The organism is Bradyrhizobium genomosp. III (assembly GCF_000261705.1).
Lineage (GTDB): Bacteria > Pseudomonadota > Alphaproteobacteria > Rhizobiales > Xanthobacteraceae > Bradyrhizobium > Bradyrhizobium ottawaense.
The window spans coordinates 17,889-37,420 of the sequence record NZ_AJQF01000341.1 but is presented as its reverse complement, the minus strand read 5'-3'; the positions used below and the strand labels follow the sequence as shown (position 1 = coordinate 37,420).

22 protein-coding genes and 1 pseudogene are annotated in these 19,532 nt (G+C 64.2%); 16 read left to right on the top strand and 7 right to left on the bottom strand.

The features are described from left to right. From IC66_RS0127710 to IC66_RS0127675, 7 genes and pseudogenes are all read left to right on the top strand, one after another. Positions 1–1,025, top strand: a pseudogene (locus IC66_RS0127710) (signal recognition particle protein); the annotation flags it as partial. An 85-nt stretch (positions 1,026–1,110) separates the two neighbouring features. Beyond that, positions 1,111–1,443, top strand: a complete 333-nt coding sequence (gene rpsP / locus IC66_RS0127705) for a 30S ribosomal protein S16 (RefSeq protein WP_008133080.1) — start codon at positions 1,111–1,113, stop codon at positions 1,441–1,443. 9 nt (positions 1,444–1,452) lie between these two features. Further along, the gene (rimM, locus tag IC66_RS0127700) at positions 1,453–2,004 is read left to right on the top strand and encodes a ribosome maturation factor RimM (RefSeq protein ID WP_038949842.1); all 552 of its coding nucleotides are present in this window, start codon (positions 1,453–1,455) and stop codon (positions 2,002–2,004) included. A 117-nt stretch (positions 2,005–2,121) separates the two neighbouring features. Then, positions 2,122–2,877: a tRNA (guanosine(37)-N1)-methyltransferase TrmD gene (trmD, locus tag IC66_RS0127695; RefSeq protein ID WP_028139248.1), complete on the top strand. Its 756-nt coding sequence runs from the start codon at positions 2,122–2,124 to the stop codon at positions 2,875–2,877. Positions 2,878–2,985: 108 nt separating this feature from the next. Beyond that, positions 2,986–3,366, top strand: a complete 381-nt coding sequence (gene rplS / locus IC66_RS0127690) for a 50S ribosomal protein L19 (RefSeq protein WP_028139249.1) — start codon at positions 2,986–2,988, stop codon at positions 3,364–3,366. Positions 3,367–3,694: 328 nt separating this feature from the next. Next, complete coding sequence (gene leuC / locus IC66_RS0127680) at positions 3,695–5,101, top strand: 3-isopropylmalate dehydratase large subunit (protein ID WP_038949840.1); 1,407 nt, start codon at positions 3,695–3,697, stop codon at positions 5,099–5,101. A 94-nt stretch (positions 5,102–5,195) separates the two neighbouring features. Beyond that, on the top strand, positions 5,196–5,405 hold the full coding sequence (locus IC66_RS0127675) for a hypothetical protein (protein ID WP_028139251.1): 210 nt from the start codon (positions 5,196–5,198) through the stop codon (positions 5,403–5,405). Positions 5,406–5,458: 53 nt separating this feature from the next. Here the strand turns inward: IC66_RS0127675 and IC66_RS0127670 are convergent, their stop codons facing one another. Continuing rightward, positions 5,459–6,007 carry a hypothetical protein gene (locus IC66_RS0127670; protein ID WP_028139252.1) on the bottom strand — a complete coding sequence of 183 codons (549 nt, stop codon included), beginning with the start codon at positions 6,005–6,007 and terminating at the stop codon, positions 5,459–5,461. 178 nt (positions 6,008–6,185) lie between these two features. On the opposite strand from IC66_RS0127670, the gene IC66_RS0127665 reads away from it, so the two are divergent. Further along, the gene (locus tag IC66_RS0127665) at positions 6,186–6,485 is read left to right on the top strand and encodes a DUF1330 domain-containing protein (protein ID WP_018318908.1); all 300 of its coding nucleotides are present in this window, start codon (positions 6,186–6,188) and stop codon (positions 6,483–6,485) included. Between the two features lie 4 nt (positions 6,486–6,489). Here the strand turns inward: IC66_RS0127665 and IC66_RS0127660 are convergent, their stop codons facing one another. Together IC66_RS0127660 and IC66_RS0127655 are read right to left on the bottom strand one after the other, a co-directional pair. Beyond that, positions 6,490–6,744, bottom strand: coding sequence for a hypothetical protein (locus IC66_RS0127660; protein WP_038949839.1), 255 nt, complete (start codon positions 6,742–6,744; stop codon positions 6,490–6,492). A gap of 47 nt (positions 6,745–6,791) precedes the next feature. Continuing rightward, the gene (locus IC66_RS0127655) at positions 6,792–7,067 is read right to left on the bottom strand and encodes a hypothetical protein (RefSeq protein ID WP_028139255.1); all 276 of its coding nucleotides are present in this window, start codon (positions 7,065–7,067) and stop codon (positions 6,792–6,794) included. Between the two features lie 156 nt (positions 7,068–7,223). Here IC66_RS0127655 and IC66_RS0127650 point away from each other — a divergent pair, with 156 nt between their 5' ends. From IC66_RS0127650 to IC66_RS0127635, 4 genes are all read left to right on the top strand, one after another. Beyond that, positions 7,224–7,622 carry a metallopeptidase family protein gene (locus tag IC66_RS0127650; RefSeq protein ID WP_028139256.1) on the top strand — a complete coding sequence of 133 codons (399 nt, stop codon included), beginning with the start codon at positions 7,224–7,226 and terminating at the stop codon, positions 7,620–7,622. An 81-nt stretch (positions 7,623–7,703) separates the two neighbouring features. Next, positions 7,704–8,309, top strand: a complete 606-nt coding sequence (leuD, locus tag IC66_RS0127645; protein ID WP_038949838.1) for a 3-isopropylmalate dehydratase small subunit — start codon at positions 7,704–7,706, stop codon at positions 8,307–8,309. 80 nt (positions 8,310–8,389) lie between these two features. After that, positions 8,390–9,175, top strand: coding sequence for a hypothetical protein (locus IC66_RS0127640; protein WP_038949837.1), 786 nt, complete (start codon positions 8,390–8,392; stop codon positions 9,173–9,175). A gap of 224 nt (positions 9,176–9,399) precedes the next feature. Next, entirely contained in the window at positions 9,400–9,819 is a 420-nt protein-coding gene (locus tag IC66_RS0127635) for a hypothetical protein (RefSeq protein ID WP_028139258.1), read from the top strand. Positions 9,820–9,846: 27 nt separating this feature from the next. Here IC66_RS0127635 and IC66_RS0127630 read toward each other — a convergent pair whose 3' ends face one another. Further along, complete coding sequence (locus tag IC66_RS0127630) at positions 9,847–11,931, bottom strand: TonB-dependent receptor (protein WP_049806652.1); 2,085 nt, start codon at positions 11,929–11,931, stop codon at positions 9,847–9,849. 996 nt (positions 11,932–12,927) lie between these two features. Between IC66_RS0127630 and IC66_RS0127625 the strand changes: the two genes are divergently transcribed. Continuing rightward, positions 12,928–13,776, top strand: a complete 849-nt coding sequence (locus tag IC66_RS0127625; protein ID WP_244429177.1) for a Crp/Fnr family transcriptional regulator — start codon at positions 12,928–12,930, stop codon at positions 13,774–13,776. 4 nt (positions 13,777–13,780) lie between these two features. Here IC66_RS0127625 and IC66_RS0127620 read toward each other — a convergent pair whose 3' ends face one another. Then, a complete protein-coding gene (locus tag IC66_RS0127620) occupies positions 13,781–14,662 on the bottom strand; it encodes an HpcH/HpaI aldolase/citrate lyase family protein (RefSeq protein WP_028139259.1) in 882 nt (293 codons plus the stop codon). Between the two features lie 169 nt (positions 14,663–14,831). On the opposite strand from IC66_RS0127620, the gene IC66_RS0127615 reads away from it, so the two are divergent. Then, positions 14,832–15,476, top strand: a complete 645-nt coding sequence (locus IC66_RS0127615) for a carbonic anhydrase (protein WP_028139260.1) — start codon at positions 14,832–14,834, stop codon at positions 15,474–15,476. Positions 15,477–15,679: 203 nt separating this feature from the next. Here the strand turns inward: IC66_RS0127615 and IC66_RS0127610 are convergent, their stop codons facing one another. Continuing rightward, a complete protein-coding gene (locus IC66_RS0127610; RefSeq protein WP_028139261.1) occupies positions 15,680–16,714 on the bottom strand; it encodes an aspartate-semialdehyde dehydrogenase in 1,035 nt (344 codons plus the stop codon). A 116-nt stretch (positions 16,715–16,830) separates the two neighbouring features. Here IC66_RS0127610 and IC66_RS0127605 point away from each other — a divergent pair, with 116 nt between their 5' ends. Both IC66_RS0127605 and IC66_RS0127600 read left to right on the top strand, forming a co-directional pair. After that, positions 16,831–17,625 (top strand): hypothetical protein, encoded by a 795-nt coding sequence (locus tag IC66_RS0127605; RefSeq protein ID WP_028139262.1) that lies wholly within the window; start codon positions 16,831–16,833, stop codon positions 17,623–17,625. 156 nt (positions 17,626–17,781) lie between these two features. Further along, positions 17,782–18,159: a hypothetical protein gene (locus tag IC66_RS0127600; RefSeq protein WP_028139263.1), complete on the top strand. Its 378-nt coding sequence runs from the start codon at positions 17,782–17,784 to the stop codon at positions 18,157–18,159. A gap of 197 nt (positions 18,160–18,356) precedes the next feature. Here IC66_RS0127600 and leuB read toward each other — a convergent pair whose 3' ends face one another. Further along, the gene (gene leuB / locus IC66_RS0127595; RefSeq protein WP_038949833.1) at positions 18,357–19,469 is read right to left on the bottom strand and encodes a 3-isopropylmalate dehydrogenase; all 1,113 of its coding nucleotides are present in this window, start codon (positions 19,467–19,469) and stop codon (positions 18,357–18,359) included. Positions 19,470–19,532: the final 63 nt, after the last annotated feature.

Sequence of the window (19,532 nt, the reverse complement as noted above, 5' to 3'; positions counted from 1 at the left end):
CGCTGGAAGCCGGTAAGCTCGGCGGCTACGACATCGTGCTGCTCGACACCGCCGGCCGCACCACGCTCGACGAAGATATGATGGCGGAAGCCGCCGCGATCAAAGCTGCGGCCAATCCGCATGAAGTGCTGCTGGTCGCCGACAGCCTCACCGGTCAGGACGCCGTGAACCTCGCGCGCGCGTTCGATCAGCGCGTCGGCCTCACCGGCATCGTGCTGACCCGCGTCGACGGCGACGGCCGCGGCGGTGCTGCGCTGTCGATGCGCGCGGTCACCGGCAAGCCGATCAAGCTGATCGGCACCGGTGAAAAGACCGACGCGCTGGAAGATTTCCACCCCGATCGTATTGCCGGCCGCATCCTTGGCATGGGCGACGTGGTGTCGCTGGTCGAACGTGCCGCCGCCAATATCGACGCCGAGAAGGCCGCGCGCACCGCCGAGCGCATGCGCAAGGGTCAGTTCGACCTCAATGACATGCGCGAGCAGCTGCTGCAGATGGCCAATATGGGCGGCATCAGCGGGCTGATGGGCATGATGCCCGGCATCGCCAAGATGAAGAACCAGATTGCGGCCGCCGGCATCGACGACAAGATCCTGAAGCGCCAGGTCGCGGTGATCGATTCCATGACGCGCGACGAGCGCCGTCATCCCGATTTGCTCAAGGCCAGCCGCAAGAAGCGTATCGCTGCAGGGTCCGGCCAGAGCGTCGAGCAGGTCAACAAGCTGCTCAAGATGCACCGGAACATGGCTGACGTGATGAAGGCGATGGGCTCGGGCAAGCGCGGCCCGCTCGCCGGCATCGCGCAGGCCATGGGCTTTGGCGGCGGCATGAAGCCGCCCTCGCCGGAAGAGATGAAGGCGCTGCAGGAGAAGATGCAGAGCGGCGGCGGACAGGGTCTGCCCAATTTGCCGAAGGATCTGCCTGCCGGCTTGCGTCAGGGCCTGCCGAATGTGCCGGGGCTCACGGGCCTCAGCGGCAAGCCGATGCTGCCGGGCCTCGGCGGTTTTCCCGGCAAGAAGAAATGAGGAATTCGTCACGAGGGATCGCACGGTCTCGCGCGGCGCGAAAATACCAATCAACCGAACAAACTGTACTTTGAAGGAGAACTGAATGTCCGTCGTTATCCGCCTCGCCCGCGCAGGCACCAAGAAGCGTCCCGTCTATCACGTCGTCGTCGCCGACTCGCGCTTCCCCCGCGATGGCCGCTTCATCGAGCGTCTCGGCTATTTCAACCCGCTGCTGCCGAAGGACAACGAGACTCGTCTGAAGCTCGACATGGACAAGGTGAAGGCCTGGCTCGCCAAGGGCGCGCAGCCGTCCGACCGCGTGGCGCGTTTCCTCGACGCTGCCGGCGTCAAGAAGCGCGAAGCGCGCAACAACCCCGAGAAGGCCGTGCCGCGCAAGGAGCGCAAGGCGCAGGCCGAAGCCGCCGCGAAGGGCTAAGGCTAGGTCATGTCGGCGCTGGTCTGCGTCGCGCGGATCGGCGCCGCGCATGGTGTGCGCGGTGCGGTCAAATTGTGGACCTTCACCGAGGATCCCTTTGCCGTCAGGCGCTATGGCCCGCTGCTGTCCAAGGACGGCAAGCGCCAGTTCGAGGTAGCAACGGCGCGCGAGGCAAAAGATCATCTGGTCGCGACGTTCAAGGGCGTCACGACCCGCGATGAGGCCGAGCGCCTCAACGGCATCGAGCTCTACGTCGCGCGCGAAAAACTGCCCGCGACCGACGACGACGAATATTACCACACCGATCTGATCGGGCTCGCCGCCGTCACCACGGAAGGCGATGCGCTCGGCCGCGTGCTCGCGATCCATAATTTCGGCGCCGGCGACATCATCGAGATCGCTCCACCCAAGGGCACGACGATGCTGCTGCCGTTCACGAACGCAGTGGTGCCGGAGGTCGATCTCAAAGGCGGCCGCGTCGTGATCGCGCTGCCGCAGGAGATCGAGGGCGATGACAATGATCCCTCCACGAGTCGTCCCCGCGAACGCGGGGACCCATAACCACAGGCCGTGGTTTTTGGCTAAGCTGATGGCTCCAGCCATCGCAAAACTGGCTGCGGTGGTTATGGGTCCCGGATCTGCGCTGCGCTTGTCCGGGACGACGAGAATTGAGATCCGATGACAACCCCCTCACCCTGGCGCGCGACGGTGCTGACGCTGTTTCCGGAGATGTTTCCGGGGCCGCTTGGCGTGAGCCTGGCCGGCCGGGCGCTGGCCTCCGGGCTGTGGGAGATCGAGGCGCGGGACATCCGGGCGTCCGCCACTGACCGCCACCGCAGCGTTGACGACACCCCGGCCGGCGGCGGGCCGGGCATGGTGCTGCGGGCGGATGTTCTGGCGGCGGCCATCGATGCCGCCGAGATCGCCCCCGAGCGGCCGCGACTGCTGATGAGCCCGAGGGGGCGGCCATTGACCCAGGCCCGCGTCACAGAGCTCGCCCAGGGCCCCGGCCCCCTGATCATCTGCGGGCGCTTCGAGGGGATCGACCAGCGGGTGATCGACGGGCGGGGCCTGGAGGAGGTCTCGATCGGGGATTACGTGCTCTCGGGGGGCGAAATCGCCGCTTTGGCCCTGATCGACGCCTGCGTGCGGCTGCTGCCGGGCGTGATGGGCAAGGAGGCCTCGGGAACCGAGGAAAGCTTCTCCGACGGCCTGCTTGAATACCCCCAATACACCCGGCCGCAGCTGTTCGAGGGCGCTCCGATCCCTGATATCCTGACCTCGGGCGACCACGCCAAGGTTGCCAGCTGGCGACGGGCGCAATCCGAGGCCCTCACGGCGGCCCGGCGGCCGGATTTATGGGCCCAGATCCCCCCCAAGGCCCCGAATCGGGCGGGACGCCAAAAAACGCCAAAAAACAAGACAGACGGGTGACAAACGCTCCGGCTTGCCTTATAGGAGCGGCCACATCCGCAATAGCTGGATAGACGAATTTCGCGCAGCCCCCGATCTGCGGCTGGGCGCGCTGATGGAGATTTACCCATGAACCTGATCAAGCAGCTCGAGCAAGAGCAATTCGACAAGCTGTCCGCTGGCAAGGACATCCCGGAATTCGGTCCCGGCGACACCGTGATCGTCAACGTGAAGGTCGTCGAAGGCGACCGCACCCGCGTGCAGGCCTATGAAGGCGTCTGCATCGGCCGTTCCGGCGGTGGGCTCAACGAGAGCTTCACCGTCCGCAAGATCTCCTACGGCGAGGGCGTGGAGCGCGTGTTCCCGGTGATGTCGCCGATGATCGACTCGATCAAGGTGGTGCGCCGCGGCAAGGTGCGTCGCGCCAAGCTCTATTACCTCCGCAGCCTTCGCGGCAAGTCGGCCCGCATCGTCGAGAAGCAGGACCGCCAGACCGCGGTCGGCGAGTAAGCTCCGCCCCACCAGGCAAGTTTTCGAAAGCGCGGGGCTCGGCTCCGCGCTTTTTTGTTGCGTCAGCCGTGCGCGTCAAATCACTCGCGCTTCCAATTCGGCCTGCTATATATTCTTGGAATGTTTCCAGATCGGACCAGCCTCGCCCCCGTCAAGCGCATCGTCATCGACGATCGCTCGCGGCTTCCTGGCCGGTTCTTCGGACGCTTCGCGACCTCGGCAACGTCAGAGCTTACGCGCGCAGCCTAAAAGCTGCGCTGACGATTTTGTTGCCCGCGCGCCGCGCGCGCCTATCCGCTGACACAACATTCTTTCGGAGCTGACGCTCATGTCCAAGCCGACCACATTGTACGACAAGATCTGGAACGACCATCTGGTGCACGAAGCCGAGGACGGCACCTGCCTGCTTTATATCGATCGCCATCTGGTGCACGAGGTGACCTCGCCGCAGGCGTTCGAAGGCCTGCGCGCGACGGGGCGCAAGGTTCATGCGCCCGAGAAGACGCTCGCCGTCGTCGACCACAACGTGCCGACCACCGATCGCACCAAGCCGAATCCCGATCCTGAAAGCATCGAGCAGATCAAGGCGCTGGCCGAGAACGCCAAGGAATTCGGCATCGAATATTACAACGAGTTCGACAAGCGCCAGGGTGTCGTCCACGTCATCGGCCCCGAGCAGGGTTTTACCCTGCCCGGCACCACCATCGTCTGCGGTGACAGCCACACCTCGACGCATGGCGCGTTCGGCGCGCTCGCGCACGGCATCGGCACTTCCGAGGTCGAGCACGTGCTGGCGACGCAGACGCTGATCCAGAAGAAGGCGAAGAACATGCGCGTCACCGTCGATGGCAAATTGCCCGACGGCGTGACGGGCAAGGACATCATCCTCGCCATCATCGGCGAGATCGGCACCGCGGGCGGCACCGGCTACGTGCTGGAATACGCCGGCGACGCCATCAGCGCGCTCAGCATGGAAGGCCGCATGACGGTCTGCAACATGTCGATCGAAGGCGGCGCGCGCGCCGGCCTGGTCGCGCCCGACCAGAAGGCGTTCGACTTCCTGCGTGGCCGCCCGAAGGCGCCGAAGGGCGCGGACTGGGACGCGGCGATGCGCTACTGGGAGAAGTTGCGCTCCGACGAGGGCGCGCATTTCGACAACGAGCTGCGCCTCGATGCCGCCAAGCTGCCGCCGATCGTGACCTGGGGCACCAGCCCTGAGGACGTCATCTCCGTGACCGGCATCGTGCCCGACCCTGACAAGATCGCGGACGAGGCCAAGCGCCTCTCCAAGCACCGCGCGCTGAAGTACATGGGCCTCACCGCGGGCACCAAGATCACCGACATCAAGGTCGACCGCATCTTCATCGGCTCCTGCACCAATGGCCGCATCGAGGACTTGCGCGCGGCGGCGAAGATTGCCGAAGGCAAGACCGTCTCAGCGCATGTCAACGCCATGGTCGTGCCGGGCTCCGGCCTCGTGAAGGAGCAGGCCGAAGCCGAAGGTCTGGATAAGATCTTCATCAAGGCCGGCTTCGAATGGCGCGAGCCCGGTTGCTCGATGTGCCTCGCGATGAACCCGGACAAGCTGGCCCCGCAAGAGCGCTGCGCCTCGACCTCGAACCGCAATTTCGAGGGCCGCCAGGGCTTCAAGGGCCGCACCCATCTGGTGTCGCCGGCGATGGCGGCAGCGGCGGCGATCGCGGGTCATTTCGTCGACGTCAGGGACTGGCGCTAAGCCGGTCCCTGCAATTGTAGCGATCGCGGCAAACCGCCGTTAAACGATCGCCTGACACTCTCGTCCTCGCGAGGTTTTCGCGAGGACGCGCGCCATGGCCAACAAGCCTGAATATGTCGACCTGATCGGCGAGGCCACGCGCCAGCACCGCCGGCGCGCGCCGCGCCTGCACATCGTCGCCAAGCCCGAGATCGAGGAGATCTCGAAGCTCAGCCGCTGGCCGCCCGCGATGTTCAAGCAGTGGAAGGTCGAGACCCTGATGCGGTGGAAAGCTTCGTCGTGGAAGCTGAAGGATTGGCTTTAGCCGCCGGACGAGCAAAGGGCGCCGCTGAGGCGCCCTTTACACGTCGATCGTGCCTACCAATAGTACCGATACGGATGGTGCCAGCGATGCCAGCGGCAGATGCGGCGCGGGCCGTAATAGGTCCAGATGACCCGGCAGCGGCGCGGATAATGGTAGTAGGGATAATAGCCGCCGACATAATAGCGCCGGTGGAAGTGGCGATGGCCGTAGTGAGGCCGATAGATCCCGTAGCGATGAAATCCGCCGTAGCGGTGAACACCGCCATAGCGATAGCCGCCGCCATGGAAGGCCGGCGCGGCGCGGAAGCGGCCGATATGGCCGCCATGGAATCCACCGCCGCGGAAACCGCCGATATGTCCTCCGCCACCGCGGAAGCCTCCACCACCGTGAAAATGCCCGCCACCGCCATGTCCACCGCCGCCGTGGCGAACCTTCGTGACGAGGTCGTCGGCCGCGGCCTTCGTCGCGGGTGACGTCGCCGGATTGATCAAGGTCAGCGCTTCAGCACGACGCGCGGTTCCGGCCGACAGCATCAGCGTCGCCGCAGCTGCAATCCCGAGCAGGCGCATCGGGCCTGCCCGGAGACCCAAACTCCTCAGCATGGACTTCTCCCTGAATCTGGACAGCGGAGTGGCGATGCTCGTTCCCGGCCCGCGTCATCCCTGTTCAATTGCAGTCGCTCCCGGGGTTAAATTGCGGACAGCGATGTGAACGCGCCATGAATGAACGAGGCGGGCGGCGCGCTGCGGCGCTGTGCCGCTAAGGGAAGGAAGTCTTGAGATGACCGTCTACGCGATTGCACAATTGAAGATGACCGACCGCGCGGCCTACGATCGCTATCAGGCGCGGTTCTTCGATGTGTTCAAGAAGTACAATGGGCGGCTGCTCGCTGCCGATGAGCGACCGCGCGTGCTCGAAGGGGCGTGGCCGCACGACAAGCTGGTCATGATGTCGTTTCCGGACGAGGCCGCCTTCCTCGCCTTCTCGAACTCACCCGACTACGAGGAGATTTCGCGCGACCGCAAGGCCGGCGCGCAGGCGACCGTATTACTGGTCAAGGGATTTGCGCCCGCCGGCTAGGACGTCACCAGAACGGCCCGTAGCCGAACACGAACGGCGCGGGCACGCGGTAGGGATAAGGACGGTAGTGGACCGGCCGCGCGTAATAGCGGGGATCATGGCGCACGATGGGCCGCGCAATGCCTTGGGTTCGTGCGTGTCGTCGCACGTCGAAGACGGCGATCCCGGCCGAGGCCTCCGCCACCCTCGGCGCCGCGGACGCGCGAGGCAGGCCCGCGGCAAGCGCGACGACAACGGCCAATGCAAACCATCTCGCCATGACGACCCCTTGAGGCTCCCGCGCTGCGCGCGAGCGTCGAACCGGCATCAGCCGCGGCGCCAGTAGCAGCTCATCCGCGGCACGATCACCGTGCCGCTCGGCCGGTATTCCTGCACATAGGTCGCGTTGCATTCGCGGACCGCGTCGGGACCGGGATTGTAGCGCGGATAGACGCCGTCAGGACTGTAATAGGGCGTGACGCGCAAGCGCGGCGGCCGCTTGCGCGGCGGCGGGGCATCAGGCGGGGCTGCCTGGGCGAGGCGAATCTCGGAGCCGGCGGTCTGCGCCTCGGCGCCAACGCAAAACGGCGAAAACAACCCCATGCACAGTAGCGTCAGCGCTGTTTTCGCTCGCATTTTTCCGCCCACCTGAAACGTCCCATTCGAGGCCCACGCTCCCCGTTTTGGCGGCGCCCGTCAACCTCGCCGCGCTTTATAAAGCGGGATGCATCAGCGGGAAACCCGCGCTAAGAGAGCCTCATGTGGACGGAATTGAAAGCGCCTTCGCTGGCCGAGATGGAAGCGACGGCACACGACATCTTCGAGCGCCTGCCGGCGGAATTTCGTAGGCTGTGCGAGGGCGTGATCCTCCGCGTCGACGACTTCCCGACCGAGGAGGTCCTGGACGAAATGGAATGCGAGAGCGAGTTCGACCTGCTCGGCCTGTTCCAGGGCGTCGGCCTGCCGCAGCAGAGCCTTGGCGACGTGGCGCGGCTGCCCAACATGGTCTGGCTCTACCGCCGGCCGATCCTTGATTACTGGGCCGAGCACGACGAGAGCCTCGGCCATATCGTCCGCCACGTCCTGATCCACGAGATCGGCCACCATTTTGGCCTGTCGGACGACGATATGGCGGCGATTGAGGCTCAGGCAGAGTAGACCTGCCGAATTCGGCCTAGGATTCCGGCCCCGATCGCGATAAATACCTGTTCCCCTAGACCCATCCGGGAAAGCGCAACCATGGACAAGTTCACCACGCTGGAAGGCGTCGCGGCGCCGCTGAAGATCATCAATGTCGACACCGACATGATCATTCCGAAGCAGTACCTCAAGACCATCAAGCGCACCGGCCTTGGCAAGGGGCTCTTCTCCGAGCAGCGCTACAAGGACGACGGCAGCGAGAATCCGGATTTCGTCCTCAATCAGCCCGCCTATCGCAATGCGAAGGTGCTGGTCGCCGGCGACAATTTCGGCTGCGGCTCGAGCCGCGAGCACGCGCCCTGGGCGCTGCTCGACTTCGGCATCCGCTGCGTGATCTCGACCTCGTTCGGCGACATCTTCTACAACAACTGCTTCAAGAACGGCATTCTGCCGATCCGCGTCAGCCAGGAAGACCTCGACAAGCTGTTCGACGATGCCGAGCGCGGCGCCAATGCGACGCTGACGATCGACCTGCCGAACCAGGAGATCCGCGGCCCCGACGGCGGCAAGGTCGAGTTCGAGATCGATCCGTTCCGCAAGCACTGCCTGATCAACGGCCTCGACGACATCGGCCTCACGATGGAGAAGAAGGCCTCGATCGACACCTATGAGGACAAGCTCAAGCGCGAACGCGCCTGGGCCTGAGCTTGCGTCTTCATTCAGCCCCGGTGCCGACAGCGCCGGGGCTTTTTCTTTGCCTCGCTTATCCCGTATAGCTTCGCCGCATGCTGCCCGAGATCGTCACCTTCTGGCATGGCCCGATGGATGCGCTGCGCCAGACCTGTCTGCGCTCGCAGCTCGCGGCCGGCCACAAGGTCACGGTCTACAGCTTCGACACCATTCCCGGCCTACCCGCCGGCGTCGCAAACGCGGACGCCGAAGCGATCCTGCCGCACGCGTTCTCGGAACGCTTGCGGCCGCCGCAACCGGATGGAAGCTGGCGCGACTGGACCACGCTGCAGTTCAGCGATTTCTTCCGCATGAAGCTGATGGCGAAGGATCTCGGCCTCTGGCTCGACGCCGATGTGCTGCTCTTGAAGCCGGTCGAGATCGATCCGGCAAAACCCTACTTTGCCTGGGAGCGGCCACGCCAGCTCGGCAATTCCGTGATCTACCTGCCGCCCGGGCACGGCATCGTCGCCGCCTTCGAGGAGCTGATGGAGCAGGAGGAGCTGACGCCGAACTGGCTGTCGGTCCGTCATCGCATCACCTTCATGATGCGCCGCCTGCGCGGCAGCTCGAACCGTCTCTCCGATATTCGTGTCGCGATCTTCGGCCCCGCGGCACTCACCGCGCTCGCGCGCCGCACCGGCGAGCTCGCTTGCGCGCTGCCGAAGCAATCGTTCTATGCCGTGCATGCGGAACCAAAATTGTTCTTCGATCCCTCGAGCTATCTCGGCCTCGTCACCCACCCCGAGATCATCGGCCTCCACATCTCGCCCAAGGGCCGCGGCGGCGAAAAGCCGATTCCCGGCAGCCTGTATGCCTGGGCGGCGGAGCGGTTTGCTTAGCTCTCGTGCCCCGGACGCTGCGCAGCACCTCTTGGTGATGCGCTGCTGAGCCGGGGCCCAGTAACGTGGCGAGATGGGTCCCGGCTCTGCGGAGCGGCACTTCGCGCCGCACCGCGTCCGGGACACGCGATCAATCTCGCTCGATCGAGTTTGATCCAGCGCAACGCGCCCCTGCATCATTGTGCTTAATTCGCTCCAATTCCGCTGTCCGAAGGGAGCTTTCCATGAGCACCGCAAGCAGGCCATATCCCATCGTCCAGGACCTCATCGACTCCTTTGCGAGCTGGCTGAAGCACCGCCGCGAGCTGAACGAGATGCGGCAGCTCGATCGCGCCGATTTCGACCGGATCGCGAGCGACTTGAGGATCGCGCCTGACGATCTCGAGGAACTGGTCCGCCACGGCAAGCATTCTGCCGACGAGCTGCCAATGATGCTGCAGCAGCTCGGCATCAGCGCCGAAGGCCTCGGCCGCGCGCAGCCGCTGCTGCTCCGCGACATGGAGCGGGTCTGCTCGCTCTGTAACAACAAGGGACAATGCGACCGCGATCTCGCAGAGGGCACCGCCGCGGAGAATTATCACGGCTACTGCGGCAATGCCGCGACGCTGGAATCGCTCGACCGCGCCGATGTCGCGCCGCGGTGAGGCGGCGCAACGCCGGCTCATTCCGCGTCAGAAGTCAACCGACATCGATAGCCACAGCGTCCGCGGCATGCCGCTGATCACATAGCCGGTCGGATTGCCGATCCAGTAGCGATTGTCGAACAGATTGGTGACGGACCCGCGGAACGTGGTCGGCCGCCCAGCCAGGCTGGTAGCATAGCGTGCCCCGAGGTCGAAGGTCATCCACGCGGGGACGCTCTGGATGTTGTCGGTGCTGACATAGGCCCGGCTGGTGTCGATCGTGCGAGCCGTCGCCGTCAGTCCAGGCAGGAAGGGCGCATCCCACTCGATGCCAAGATTGCTCTGCCAGCCCGGAGCACCGACCGCATGATTTCCGTCATGGAGGTGCCCTTCGGTCTTCGTGAGCCGTGCATCGAGATAAGTCACGCCGCCCAGAACCCGGATCCCCGGCGCCACTTCGCCGAAGGTGTTGAGCTCGACGCCGCGGTTTCTCTGTTCGCCGTCGAGGCTATAGATCTTGGTGGCGGGATCGACGACGCCGCTCGGCAGGCTGATCTGGAACGCCGCCAGGCTCGCGCCGAAGCGACCGAGATCGAGCTTGGTGCCGACCTCGTATTGCCTGGTCTTGAAGGGAGCGAACACCGCGTTGGTGTTGGCTGCGCCGGCCGGCGGCGTGGGACCGGGCGAAAGACCTTCGATGTAGCTGGCGTAAAAGGACACTTCCTTGATCGGTCGCACCAGCAGGGCCACGGAGGGCGACGTCGCGCTCTGGTCATAGTGGGCGGTCTCCAGACCGCTCGCGGGATCAAAGCCGTTCGCAATGACCTGCTGCTGTCTGGCGCCGACGGTCACCTGAAGCATCCCGTTCATCATCGAGAGCGTATCGGCAACGCCGACGCTTCGCAGGCCGAGAAAGTCGGACTTGCCCTCGGCGAGGGACGACACCGGTGTGCCGGGGCCCGCCAGCAGCGTGGGTGTGTAGATGTTGGTGAGATAGTTCCCGTAATTGGTCTGACCGAGCCAGTCGGTTCGGTTCAGGACACTGCCGCTGACCACGACTTCATGCCCGACCGGGCCTGTATCGAACCGCGCCCGAACACCGGCTTCGCCAGACACGGCCTCGGACTTGCCGGTCTGGAAGCGCGACGTTGAAAGTGCGTCGCCCGAGGTCGTGAGGATCGTCGCTCCCGGCGCCTCCCGCTTGTCATAACCGAATTGGTTGGCGCCGATGGCGCCGAACATGGTGACGTTGTTGGACAGGTCGTATTCAGCGCGCGTCAGGCCCGTGAGGCTCTTTGTGCGGGCATAGTCGAAGGGCTGGGCGAGATTGATGCGAGGATCCGGCGCATTGGGCACCGCGATGCCCTTGACCGGCGTATAGCCGCGCGCCGCAGCTTTCATCCAGTCGTCCTGATAGATGACATCGGCCGACCACCGAAAGCGCTCGCCGCGGTAGTCGACACCGAGCGAACCGACACCGTCACGCACCGATTGGCGGTCGATCGTGGTGTCTCCACCATTGAACCCGCCATTGAACCGGACGCCCCATTCCTTCTGATCACCGTAGCGGCGCGCCACGTCGACCTCCGTGCCAAAGCGGGCATTCGACATGTAGCCGACGGTCAGGCGCGTCAGATCTTCGTAAGCACGTTTGGTCACGACATTGACGCTACCGCCGATGCTTCCCTGCGGGGCCATGCCGTTGAGGAACGCGCCCGGGCCCTTGAGCAATTCGATACGCTCGATCGGCGCCGGGTTGACACGATAGGCCGGCACCAGACCGTACAGCCCGTTCAACGCGATCTCGCTGTTCTCGACCCGGAAGCCGCGAATGGTCAGTGCGTCATAGCGGTTGCTGCTGCCGATTGCCGCGCGGACCGACGGATCGGAATTGGTCAGAACCTCGGCGACGCTGGTCGCCTGCTGGTCACGGATGGTCTTCTCCGTATAGCTGGCGAGACTGTATGGCGTATCCATGTAGTCTTTGTTGCCGAGCAGGCCGAGCTGGCCACCTCGCGCGACTTGTCCGCCGACATACGGCACCGGCAATGCGGCACGCTGCGCGCCGACCGTCGCAGGTGCGCTTGCTGCCGGCGCGCTCTGACGCCCAGCGGCCTGGCGCCTTGCGCGCATTGCATTGGACGAATGCTGTCTCCGGACGGGAACAGCGCGGCGCTCCGGCGCAGATACGGCAACCGGAGGAAGCGACTGTCCGGATCCGGTCGACGGTTGAACGTTGGATTGCTGTGCGAATGACGATGTCGTGGTCAGCAGCATCGATACGGACACGAGCCAAAATACGCGCGTGCCGTTCCAATCGTGAATCATAGTACCCCGGAGTCTTTTCTTATTGATGCCCCGTCTCATCACGCCGACGAGACAAAGAGTGCAATAAACAGCCAGGCGAGCATCGCCAAATAGAAGGTATCTGGAATAGAAGGCATCTAGTGTATTGAGCGAGATCTCGGCGCGAGACGCAGACGAGAGCGTTGTCGACTGATGCTTTGATTTCACGCGGCGTCCAACGTTGGCAGGCGCGAAACATCAAATTCACGCGTGCATTCGCACGAGGTGCTTCCGCGCAACATCACCTCAAAGCGCGCACCGAGAGGTCGCGGCGCGACGGATGCGGGTGATTGCCACAGTCCGTCGGACGAAGGAGTCGAGACGCGAGATGACGTTGTTGGACGCAAGAAGGACTCGTTGCACGACGGGGTGTCAGCGCGCACAGCCGCAATTGCTGCCCGACAGGAAGCGGGTCTGCCCGCTGTGCAATCACAAGGGACGCGCCGCGGTGAGCGGCGCAGAAGATTTCGCTCGCCGCACACTCATCAATCCCTACCTTGGGATCGGCGCAAGGATGTCCGCTGTACCCGGGGGTATAGCAGATCTCCCCAGAGGTCCGCGCCGGGACAAGGTTAAACTCGCGCGCTGCTGCAACCATCACTGGTCGATCAGCACGTGGTGCACCTCGCCGAGCGGCAAAAGATCGCGAATAGTATGATGTATGCAAGATCCCGTTTGCGCGAGGAGGATGCCGACAAGGTCTCCGCAATTATCCGTGCTTGATCTCGACGAATGGCTCTGTTTGGATAGTTTCCCTTCGGGCAATTCGTATTTCGGATAATCATGGCAAATGAAGTAGATCGATCCCGTCGTTCATTGGGTGCCCGTTCACAAGAAAGCATCGTGACCGTCCACCGCGCGGGCATCGGGAATCGGCTACTGGCGGCGTTGCCGCCGGCGGATCTCGGCTTGCTCACGCCCTACTTCCAGAAAGTCTCGTTCGAACCCGATGCCATCCTGGTGCGGTCGGGCGATGAGCTCGACCCGGTTTATTTTCCCCATAGCGGCGCAATCGCCTTCATGCTCGATATGCCGGACGGGCAAACGGTCGCAACCACCTTGATGGGACGGGAAGGCGCTTTGGCCTCGTTCTCCGTGCTCGGCCCGTCGCTTTCATCCGTGACCGCGGTTACTCGCATAGCCGGCACAGCATCGCTGATTTCCGCCGCCAAATTTCGCGCCGCCTTTGCGCAAAGCACAGCCATCAGGAACGTCGTGCAAGTCCACGCCCGCGCGGTGTTATTGCAGCTCCAGCACGTAGCCGCTTGCAACGCGCTGCACCGGGTGGATGGCCGCATGGCGCGGTGGCTCCTGCAGCTTCACGACCGCGTGCCCGATGACCGGCTTCCGGTGACGCAGGAGGCGCTTGCGCAGCTGCTTGGGGTGCGACGGACGACAGTAACTCTGACGATGAGCAAGCTACGCGAGGCCGGCGCGGTCCCGTCCGACGGGCGCGGGTTTGTAGAGATCGATCGGGCGCGGCTCGAGAAGGTCGCATGCGATTGTTATGCGCTCATGCAGCGCAACATCGATCGGATGTATTGCGAGGAATTGGCCGCACCGTCCTCTGCTCTTGGCGAACAGAAGATGGCCGTTTGTCGCGGAACAGCGGATATCGCTTTTTCGAGTTGACGCTTCAGCCCTTGCTCATCGCCGCAATGGCATCCGCGATTGCGATCGTGCGCCGGGCCATGTCGGCGTGCAGCCGCTCCACCATCGCGCCGTCCAAGCGGATCGCGCCGCGCGAGACGTTCTCCGGCAGCTCGAACGCCGCGATGATTTTTCGTGCGCGCGCGACTTCCTCTTCGGGCGGCGTGAAGATCGCGTTGCAGGCGTCGATCTGCGAGGGGTGGATCAGCGTCTTGCCGTCGAAGCCGAGATCGCGGCCCTGCGCGCATTCGGTGGCAAAGCCGTCGGAATTGGCGATGTCGCTGTAGGGGCCGTCGAGGATTTCGAGGCCGTGGGCGCGCGTCGCCAGGATGCAGTGCGTGATCATCGGGATCATCGCGGCGCGGCCGGGCAGCATCTTGATGCGCGTTTCGCGTGAGATGTCGTTCGGGCCGAACACGAAGCCGGAGAGGCGCCGCGATTGATCGCGCCCGGCCTCGGCCAGCTCCTCCGCGTGCAGCACGGCGCGCGCGGTCTCGATCATGGCCCAGACCTTCACCGTCGGCGCCGCGCCAAGCTCGGTAAGACGGAGGCCGATCGTATCGAGATCTTCGATACTTGAAACTTTTGGAACCAGGATGCCGTCGGGCGAGGCCTTGGCGGCCATGGCGAGATCGTCGGCCCACCAGGGCGTGTCGAGACCGTTGGTCCGGATCAGGATCTCGCGCTTGCCGAACCCCTTGGCCGCGATGGCCGCCGCGATTCCATCGCGCGCCACCGCCTTGGCGTCGGGAGCGACGGAATCTTCCAGATCGAGGATCAGGCCGTCGGCGGCGAGATTGCGCGCCTTTTCCAACGCGCGGGGGTTGGAGCCGGGCATGAACAGATGGCTGCGGCGCGGGCGGGTCATGCAAGCGTTCCTTCCGGTTTCCTGAGGCGGTTGTAGAGCACGATCCGGAAAACTGTGCGGCGATTTTCCGGCAAGGATCATGCTCAAGCAAACAGCCACAGGCGATAACATCTGGTCTGCCTATTCGAAAGGCTTGTTCGCCTCGGCGGTATATGTTTAGGCATAGGCCATGACCGCATTCCCAGAGCATTTGCTGGAAGGCTACAGGGCCTTCGCCACCCAGCGGCTGCCGACCGAGCAGACCCGCTACCGCGACCTGTCGGTGAAGGGGCAGTCGCCGGAAGTAATGGTGATCGGCTGCTGCGACAGTCGCGTCTCGCCCGAGGTGATCTTCGACGTCGGCCCGGGCGAATTGTTCGTGGTCCGCAACATCGCCAATCTGGTGCCGGTGTATCAGCCCGACGGCAACGCGCATGGCGTCTCGGCCGCGCTGGAATATGCGGTGACGGTGCTGAAGGTGAAGCACATCGTGGTGCTCGGCCACGCGCAATGCGGCGGCATCCGCGCCTTCGTCGACAAGATCGAGCCGCTGACGCCCGGCGACTTCATCGGCAAATGGATGCAGATGTTCATCAAGCCGGGTGAAGTGGTCGAGCAACGTGACCATGAGAGCATGGCGCAATTCGTCGAGCGCATCGAGAAGGCCGCGGTGTTCCGCAGCCTGGAAAACCTGATGACGTTCCCGTTCGTGCAGAAGGCGGTCGACAGCGGCCAGATGCAGACCCACGGCGCCTATTTCGGCGTCGCGGAGGGATCGCTGTTCGTGCTGGACAAGGCGAGCAAGGAATTCAAGAACGCGCGTAGCGTGGCGTAGGGCGAGATTTCGTCAGCTGCCGCGTCAAACGAGATCGTCGTCCCGGACAAGCGCAAGCGCAGATCCGGGACCCATACGCCGCAGCAATAATTTTGCGAAGACCCGGAGTTACCAGCTTCGCGCCAAACCACTTCCTGTGGTTATGGGTCCCGGATCTGCGCGCGCTTGTTGCGCGCTTGTCCGGGACGACAGGAGAGAGTTCGTCAGGCCGCCTTCTTCTTCGCGCTGATCAGCTTGCGGTTGATCAGCACTTCCGCGATCTGGATCGCGTTGAGGGCTGCGCCCTTGCGGAGGTTGTCGGACACGCACCACAGCACGAGGCCGTTCTCCACCGTCGCGTCCTCGCGGATGCGGCTGATGTAAGTCGCGTCCTCGCCGGCCGCTTCGTAAGGCGTGGCGTAGCCGCCGGGCTCCTGCTTGTCGATGACGAGGCAGCCGGGCGCCGTGCGCAGGATGTTGCGCGCTTCGTCCGCGCTGATCGGATTCTCGAACTCGATGTTGACGGCCTCGGAGTGGCCGACGAACACGGGCACGCGCACACAAGTAGCGGAGAGCTTGATCTTGGGATCAAGAATCTTCTTGGTCTCCGCCATCATCTTCCACTCTTCCTTGGTGTAGCCGTCCTCCATGAAGACGTCGATGTGGGGGATGACGTTGAAGGCGATCCGCTTGGGGAATTTCTTCGCGACCAGCTCGTCATTGGTGTAGACGGCCTTGGTCTGCGAGAACAGCTCGTCCATCCCGTCCTTGCCGGCGCCCGACACCGATTGATAGGTCGAGACCACGACGCGCTTGATGGTCGCCTTGTCGTGCAGCGGCTTGAGCGCGACCACGAGCTGCGCGGTCGAGCAGTTCGGGTTGGCGATGATGTTCTTCTTCTTGAAGCCTTCGGTCGCAGCCGCATTCACCTCCGGCACGATCAGCGGCACGTCCGGATCCATGCGCCAGGCCGAGGAATTGTCGATCACGACGGCGCCGGCGGCGCCGATCTTCGGCGACCATTCCTTCGACACCTCGCCGCCCGCCGACATCAGGCAGATGTCGACATCGGAGAAATCAAAGTGCTCGAGCGCCTTGCACTTCAGGGTGCGGTCGCCATAGGAGACCTCGACGCCGATGCTGCGGCGCGACGCCAGCGCCACGACCTCGTCCGCGGGGAATTTGCGCTCATCGAGGATGTTGAGCATTTCCCGTCCGACATTGCCGGTCGCGCCGACGACTGCGACTTTGTAACCCATCGTTCACTCTCCGATGAAAAAGCCCGTTCCTGAAGCTGACGCTTAAACAGGAAGAGCAGCGCTTCTATGCGAGAACCGGCCTCAAGACAACGTTGGACCATGCCTTAGGGACGTGGATGCAGTCGCCTGAGGCCAGCACGGCCGCAATCTCCACCCGGACCCATCTCTATCTGACGCTGGCAGCCTTCGCCGACGAGGTGGTCGGCACGCTGGCGCGCCTGATCGCCTATGTGGGGGCGCTCGCTCTGTTTGCCATCCTCGCCCTCGCGGCGCTGGGTCAGTTGCCCGAGCTGCGCGGCGATGATCCCGCAGACAAGCCGGGCTGGAGCACGGCCGACCGATCGCACCCGGCTTTCGCCCTTAGCCGGATCGATTCATCAGAAAAAACAGCCTCTTACACCATCCTTCGGCATCCCGAAGGCGGCCGCAAAGACGTGATGCGCTGGGCGAGCGCGGCGGACCAGCCGCTGGCCGAGCTCGAAATCTATCGGGAAGGCGGCGAGTTCGATGTGGCCCGTCCTGTAGCGACGGACCTCGCCGTCCAGATGGGTCTCGGGGTGGCCACCCCGCTCGAGCAAGCCGGCCTGATCGAGACGAAATTCGGCCCCGTCGCGCTGTTCCGGCCGATCGGCACGGACAAGGGGACGCTGGCCTGCCTCGGCTACCTCAAGCGCAACGAGGAGCCAGGCTTGCAGATCTCCGGCTTCTCCTGCCAGGGCGACACAATGCCCGCCCGGCGTGCGGCGATCGCCTGCACGCTGAACCGGCTGACGCTGCTGACCTCCGGCAACGAGCCGAAGCTGGCGGAATTGTTCGCCCGTGCCGAGCTGAAGCGCCGTGCTTGCGACCTCGCGGGCTCGCCGGACTGGCTGCTGGGCGCCGCCAACGCGCAATTGCGCGGGGCGCTTTGACCGGCATCAAGCTCAAGTGGCTGGTATTGATGCAACTTTTGCCAGCGCGCACGATTATTCCGAGCTGGTGTGACCCAATAGACCTAGTTGCACTCACCCCGGCCGGGCTAGTATGGGGTGAAATCGACTGGCGGTGCGCCGCCTGAAGGGGACGTGATGAGCTGGAAATTCTCTGCCAAACTGGCGACCTTGTTTGCGGCGGGCGCTGTGATTGCCCTGTCCCTTGCGACGCCGGCCTCGGCTGACAACAAGACCAAGCGCTATGACGAGCGCGGCCGCCACTATTACGGCCCGAGCGGCCCCAACGCCGTCTACCAGCAGGGCCGCACCCGCATCTATGTCAGCAAGCGCTCCTGGCTCGACGGCGGCACCGAGGTCAATCCGGGCGACCGCAAGTTCTCCGACTACGCCTTCCCGCCGGCGGTTGGCTATCCGTCCTTCGCCCGCGAGAATCTCAACCGCCCGATCGACCGCCAGCCGCTCTCGCCGCCGCAGGACGTCGGCGGCTATCCGCAGAATTTCCCGCTGTACTGAGCGGACAGCGATCCGAATCAAAAGGCCGGGCTTACGCCCGGCCTTTTTGTTTTTGCGAGATGCCGTAGGGTGGATTAGCCGAAGGCGTAATCCACCACTGCTTGTCTCCGCGGAGACAGAAGAGGTGGGTTACGCCAAGCGGTCTGCGCTTCGCGCAGTCCACATGGCTGACCCACCCTACGAGAGCTGTGCCCGCCTTAGGCGTGCAGCTTCTGCAATTCCTTCAGGATCGCTTCGCCCATCTGCGTCGTCGAGGCGGCCGTGGTGCCCTCCGACTTGATGTCGGCGGTGCGCAGGCCACTGGCGAGCACCGCGGCGATCGCGGCGTCGACCTTGTCGGCGAGCGCGCCCATGTCGAAGGAGTAGCGCAGCGCCATGCCGAACGACGAGATCATCGCAATCGGATTGGCGAGGCCCTGGCCTGCGATATCGGGCGCCGAGCCGTGCACGGGCTCGTACAGCGCCTTGCGCTTCTTGCTCTTCACATCGACCTCACCGAGCGAAGCCGAAGGCAGCATGCCGAGCGAGCCCGTCAGCATCGCCGCGATGTCGGACAGCATGTCGCCGAACAGATTGTCGGTGACGATGACGTCGAACTGCTTCGGCCATTTCACCAGCATCATGCCGCCGGAATCGGCGAGCTGGTGCTCGAGCGTGACATCAGGGTATTCGCGCTTGTGGACCTGGGTCATGACCTCGTTCCAGAGCACGCCCGACTTCATGACGTTGCGCTTCTCCATCGACGTCACCTTGTTCTTGCGCTTCCTGGCAAGCTCGAAGGCGACGCGGCCGATGCGCTCGATCTCATAGGTGTCGTAGACCTGGGTATCGACGGCGCGCTTCTGGCCGTTGCCGAGGTCGGTGATGGTCTTGGGCTCGCCGAAATAGACGCCGCCGGTGAGCTCGCGCACGATCATGATGTCGAGGCCTTCGACGGCCTCGCGCTTCAGGCTGGAGGCTTCCGCCAGCGCCGGGTAGCACACGGCGGGACGCAGGTTGGCGAACAAGGCCAGATCCTTGCGCAGGCGCAGCAGGCCGGCTTCCGGGCGCACCTCGTAGGGCACCGCGTCCCACTTCGGACCGCCGACCGCGCCGAAGATGATGGCATCGGCGGCAAGCGCCTTGGCCATGTCGCCCTCGGAGATCGACACCTTGTGCGCGTCATAGGCGGAGCCGCCGACAAGGCCGGTATCCGTCTCGAACTTGGCGATCCCGGCCGAATTGAGCCAGTCGATCAGCCGCTTCACCTCGCCCATCACCTCGGGGCCGATACCGTCGCCGGGAAGCAGCAGCAGTTTGTGGGTCGCCATGGTCGTTTCCTTCTCGATCCTCTCTCGTCATTCCGGGACGCGCCTCTTGGCGCGGGCCCGCTT

Coding starts and splice junctions, on each gene's coding strand:
- rpsP (WP_008133080.1), top strand. CDS start 1,111: ATGTCCGTCGTTATCCGCCTCGCCCGCGCAGGCACCAAGAAGCGTCCC.
- IC66_RS0127635 (WP_028139258.1), top strand. CDS start 9,400: ATGAGCACCGCAAGCAGGCCATATCCCATCGTCCAGGACCTCATCGAC.
- leuB (WP_038949833.1), bottom strand. CDS start 19,469: ATGGCGACCCACAAACTGCTGCTGCTTCCCGGCGACGGTATCGGCCCC.
- IC66_RS0127650 (WP_028139256.1), top strand. CDS start 7,224: ATGTGGACGGAATTGAAAGCGCCTTCGCTGGCCGAGATGGAAGCGACG.
- IC66_RS0127640 (WP_038949837.1), top strand. CDS start 8,390: ATGCTGCCCGAGATCGTCACCTTCTGGCATGGCCCGATGGATGCGCTG.
- IC66_RS0127630 (WP_049806652.1), bottom strand. CDS start 11,931: ATGCGCGCAAGGCGCCAGGCCGCTGGGCGTCAGAGCGCGCCGGCAGCA.
- IC66_RS0127600 (WP_028139263.1), top strand. CDS start 17,782: ATGAGCTGGAAATTCTCTGCCAAACTGGCGACCTTGTTTGCGGCGGGC.
- IC66_RS0127625 (WP_244429177.1), top strand. CDS start 12,928: ATGGCAAATGAAGTAGATCGATCCCGTCGTTCATTGGGTGCCCGTTCA.
- IC66_RS0127675 (WP_028139251.1), top strand. CDS start 5,196: ATGGCCAACAAGCCTGAATATGTCGACCTGATCGGCGAGGCCACGCGC.
- leuD (WP_038949838.1), top strand. CDS start 7,704: ATGGACAAGTTCACCACGCTGGAAGGCGTCGCGGCGCCGCTGAAGATC.
- leuC (WP_038949840.1), top strand. CDS start 3,695: ATGTCCAAGCCGACCACATTGTACGACAAGATCTGGAACGACCATCTG.
- IC66_RS0127665 (WP_018318908.1), top strand. CDS start 6,186: ATGACCGTCTACGCGATTGCACAATTGAAGATGACCGACCGCGCGGCC.
- IC66_RS0127610 (WP_028139261.1), bottom strand. CDS start 16,714: ATGGGTTACAAAGTCGCAGTCGTCGGCGCGACCGGCAATGTCGGACGG.
- IC66_RS0127670 (WP_028139252.1), bottom strand. CDS start 6,007: ATGCTGAGGAGTTTGGGTCTCCGGGCAGGCCCGATGCGCCTGCTCGGG.
- IC66_RS0127660 (WP_038949839.1), bottom strand. CDS start 6,744: ATGGCGAGATGGTTTGCATTGGCCGTTGTCGTCGCGCTTGCCGCGGGC.
- IC66_RS0127605 (WP_028139262.1), top strand. CDS start 16,831: ATGCAGTCGCCTGAGGCCAGCACGGCCGCAATCTCCACCCGGACCCAT.
- rplS (WP_028139249.1), top strand. CDS start 2,986: ATGAACCTGATCAAGCAGCTCGAGCAAGAGCAATTCGACAAGCTGTCC.
- IC66_RS0127655 (WP_028139255.1), bottom strand. CDS start 7,067: ATGGGGTTGTTTTCGCCGTTTTGCGTTGGCGCCGAGGCGCAGACCGCC.
- rimM (WP_038949842.1), top strand. CDS start 1,453: ATGTCGGCGCTGGTCTGCGTCGCGCGGATCGGCGCCGCGCATGGTGTG.
- IC66_RS0127615 (WP_028139260.1), top strand. CDS start 14,832: ATGACCGCATTCCCAGAGCATTTGCTGGAAGGCTACAGGGCCTTCGCC.
- trmD (WP_028139248.1), top strand. CDS start 2,122: ATGACAACCCCCTCACCCTGGCGCGCGACGGTGCTGACGCTGTTTCCG.
- IC66_RS0127620 (WP_028139259.1), bottom strand. CDS start 14,662: ATGACCCGCCCGCGCCGCAGCCATCTGTTCATGCCCGGCTCCAACCCC.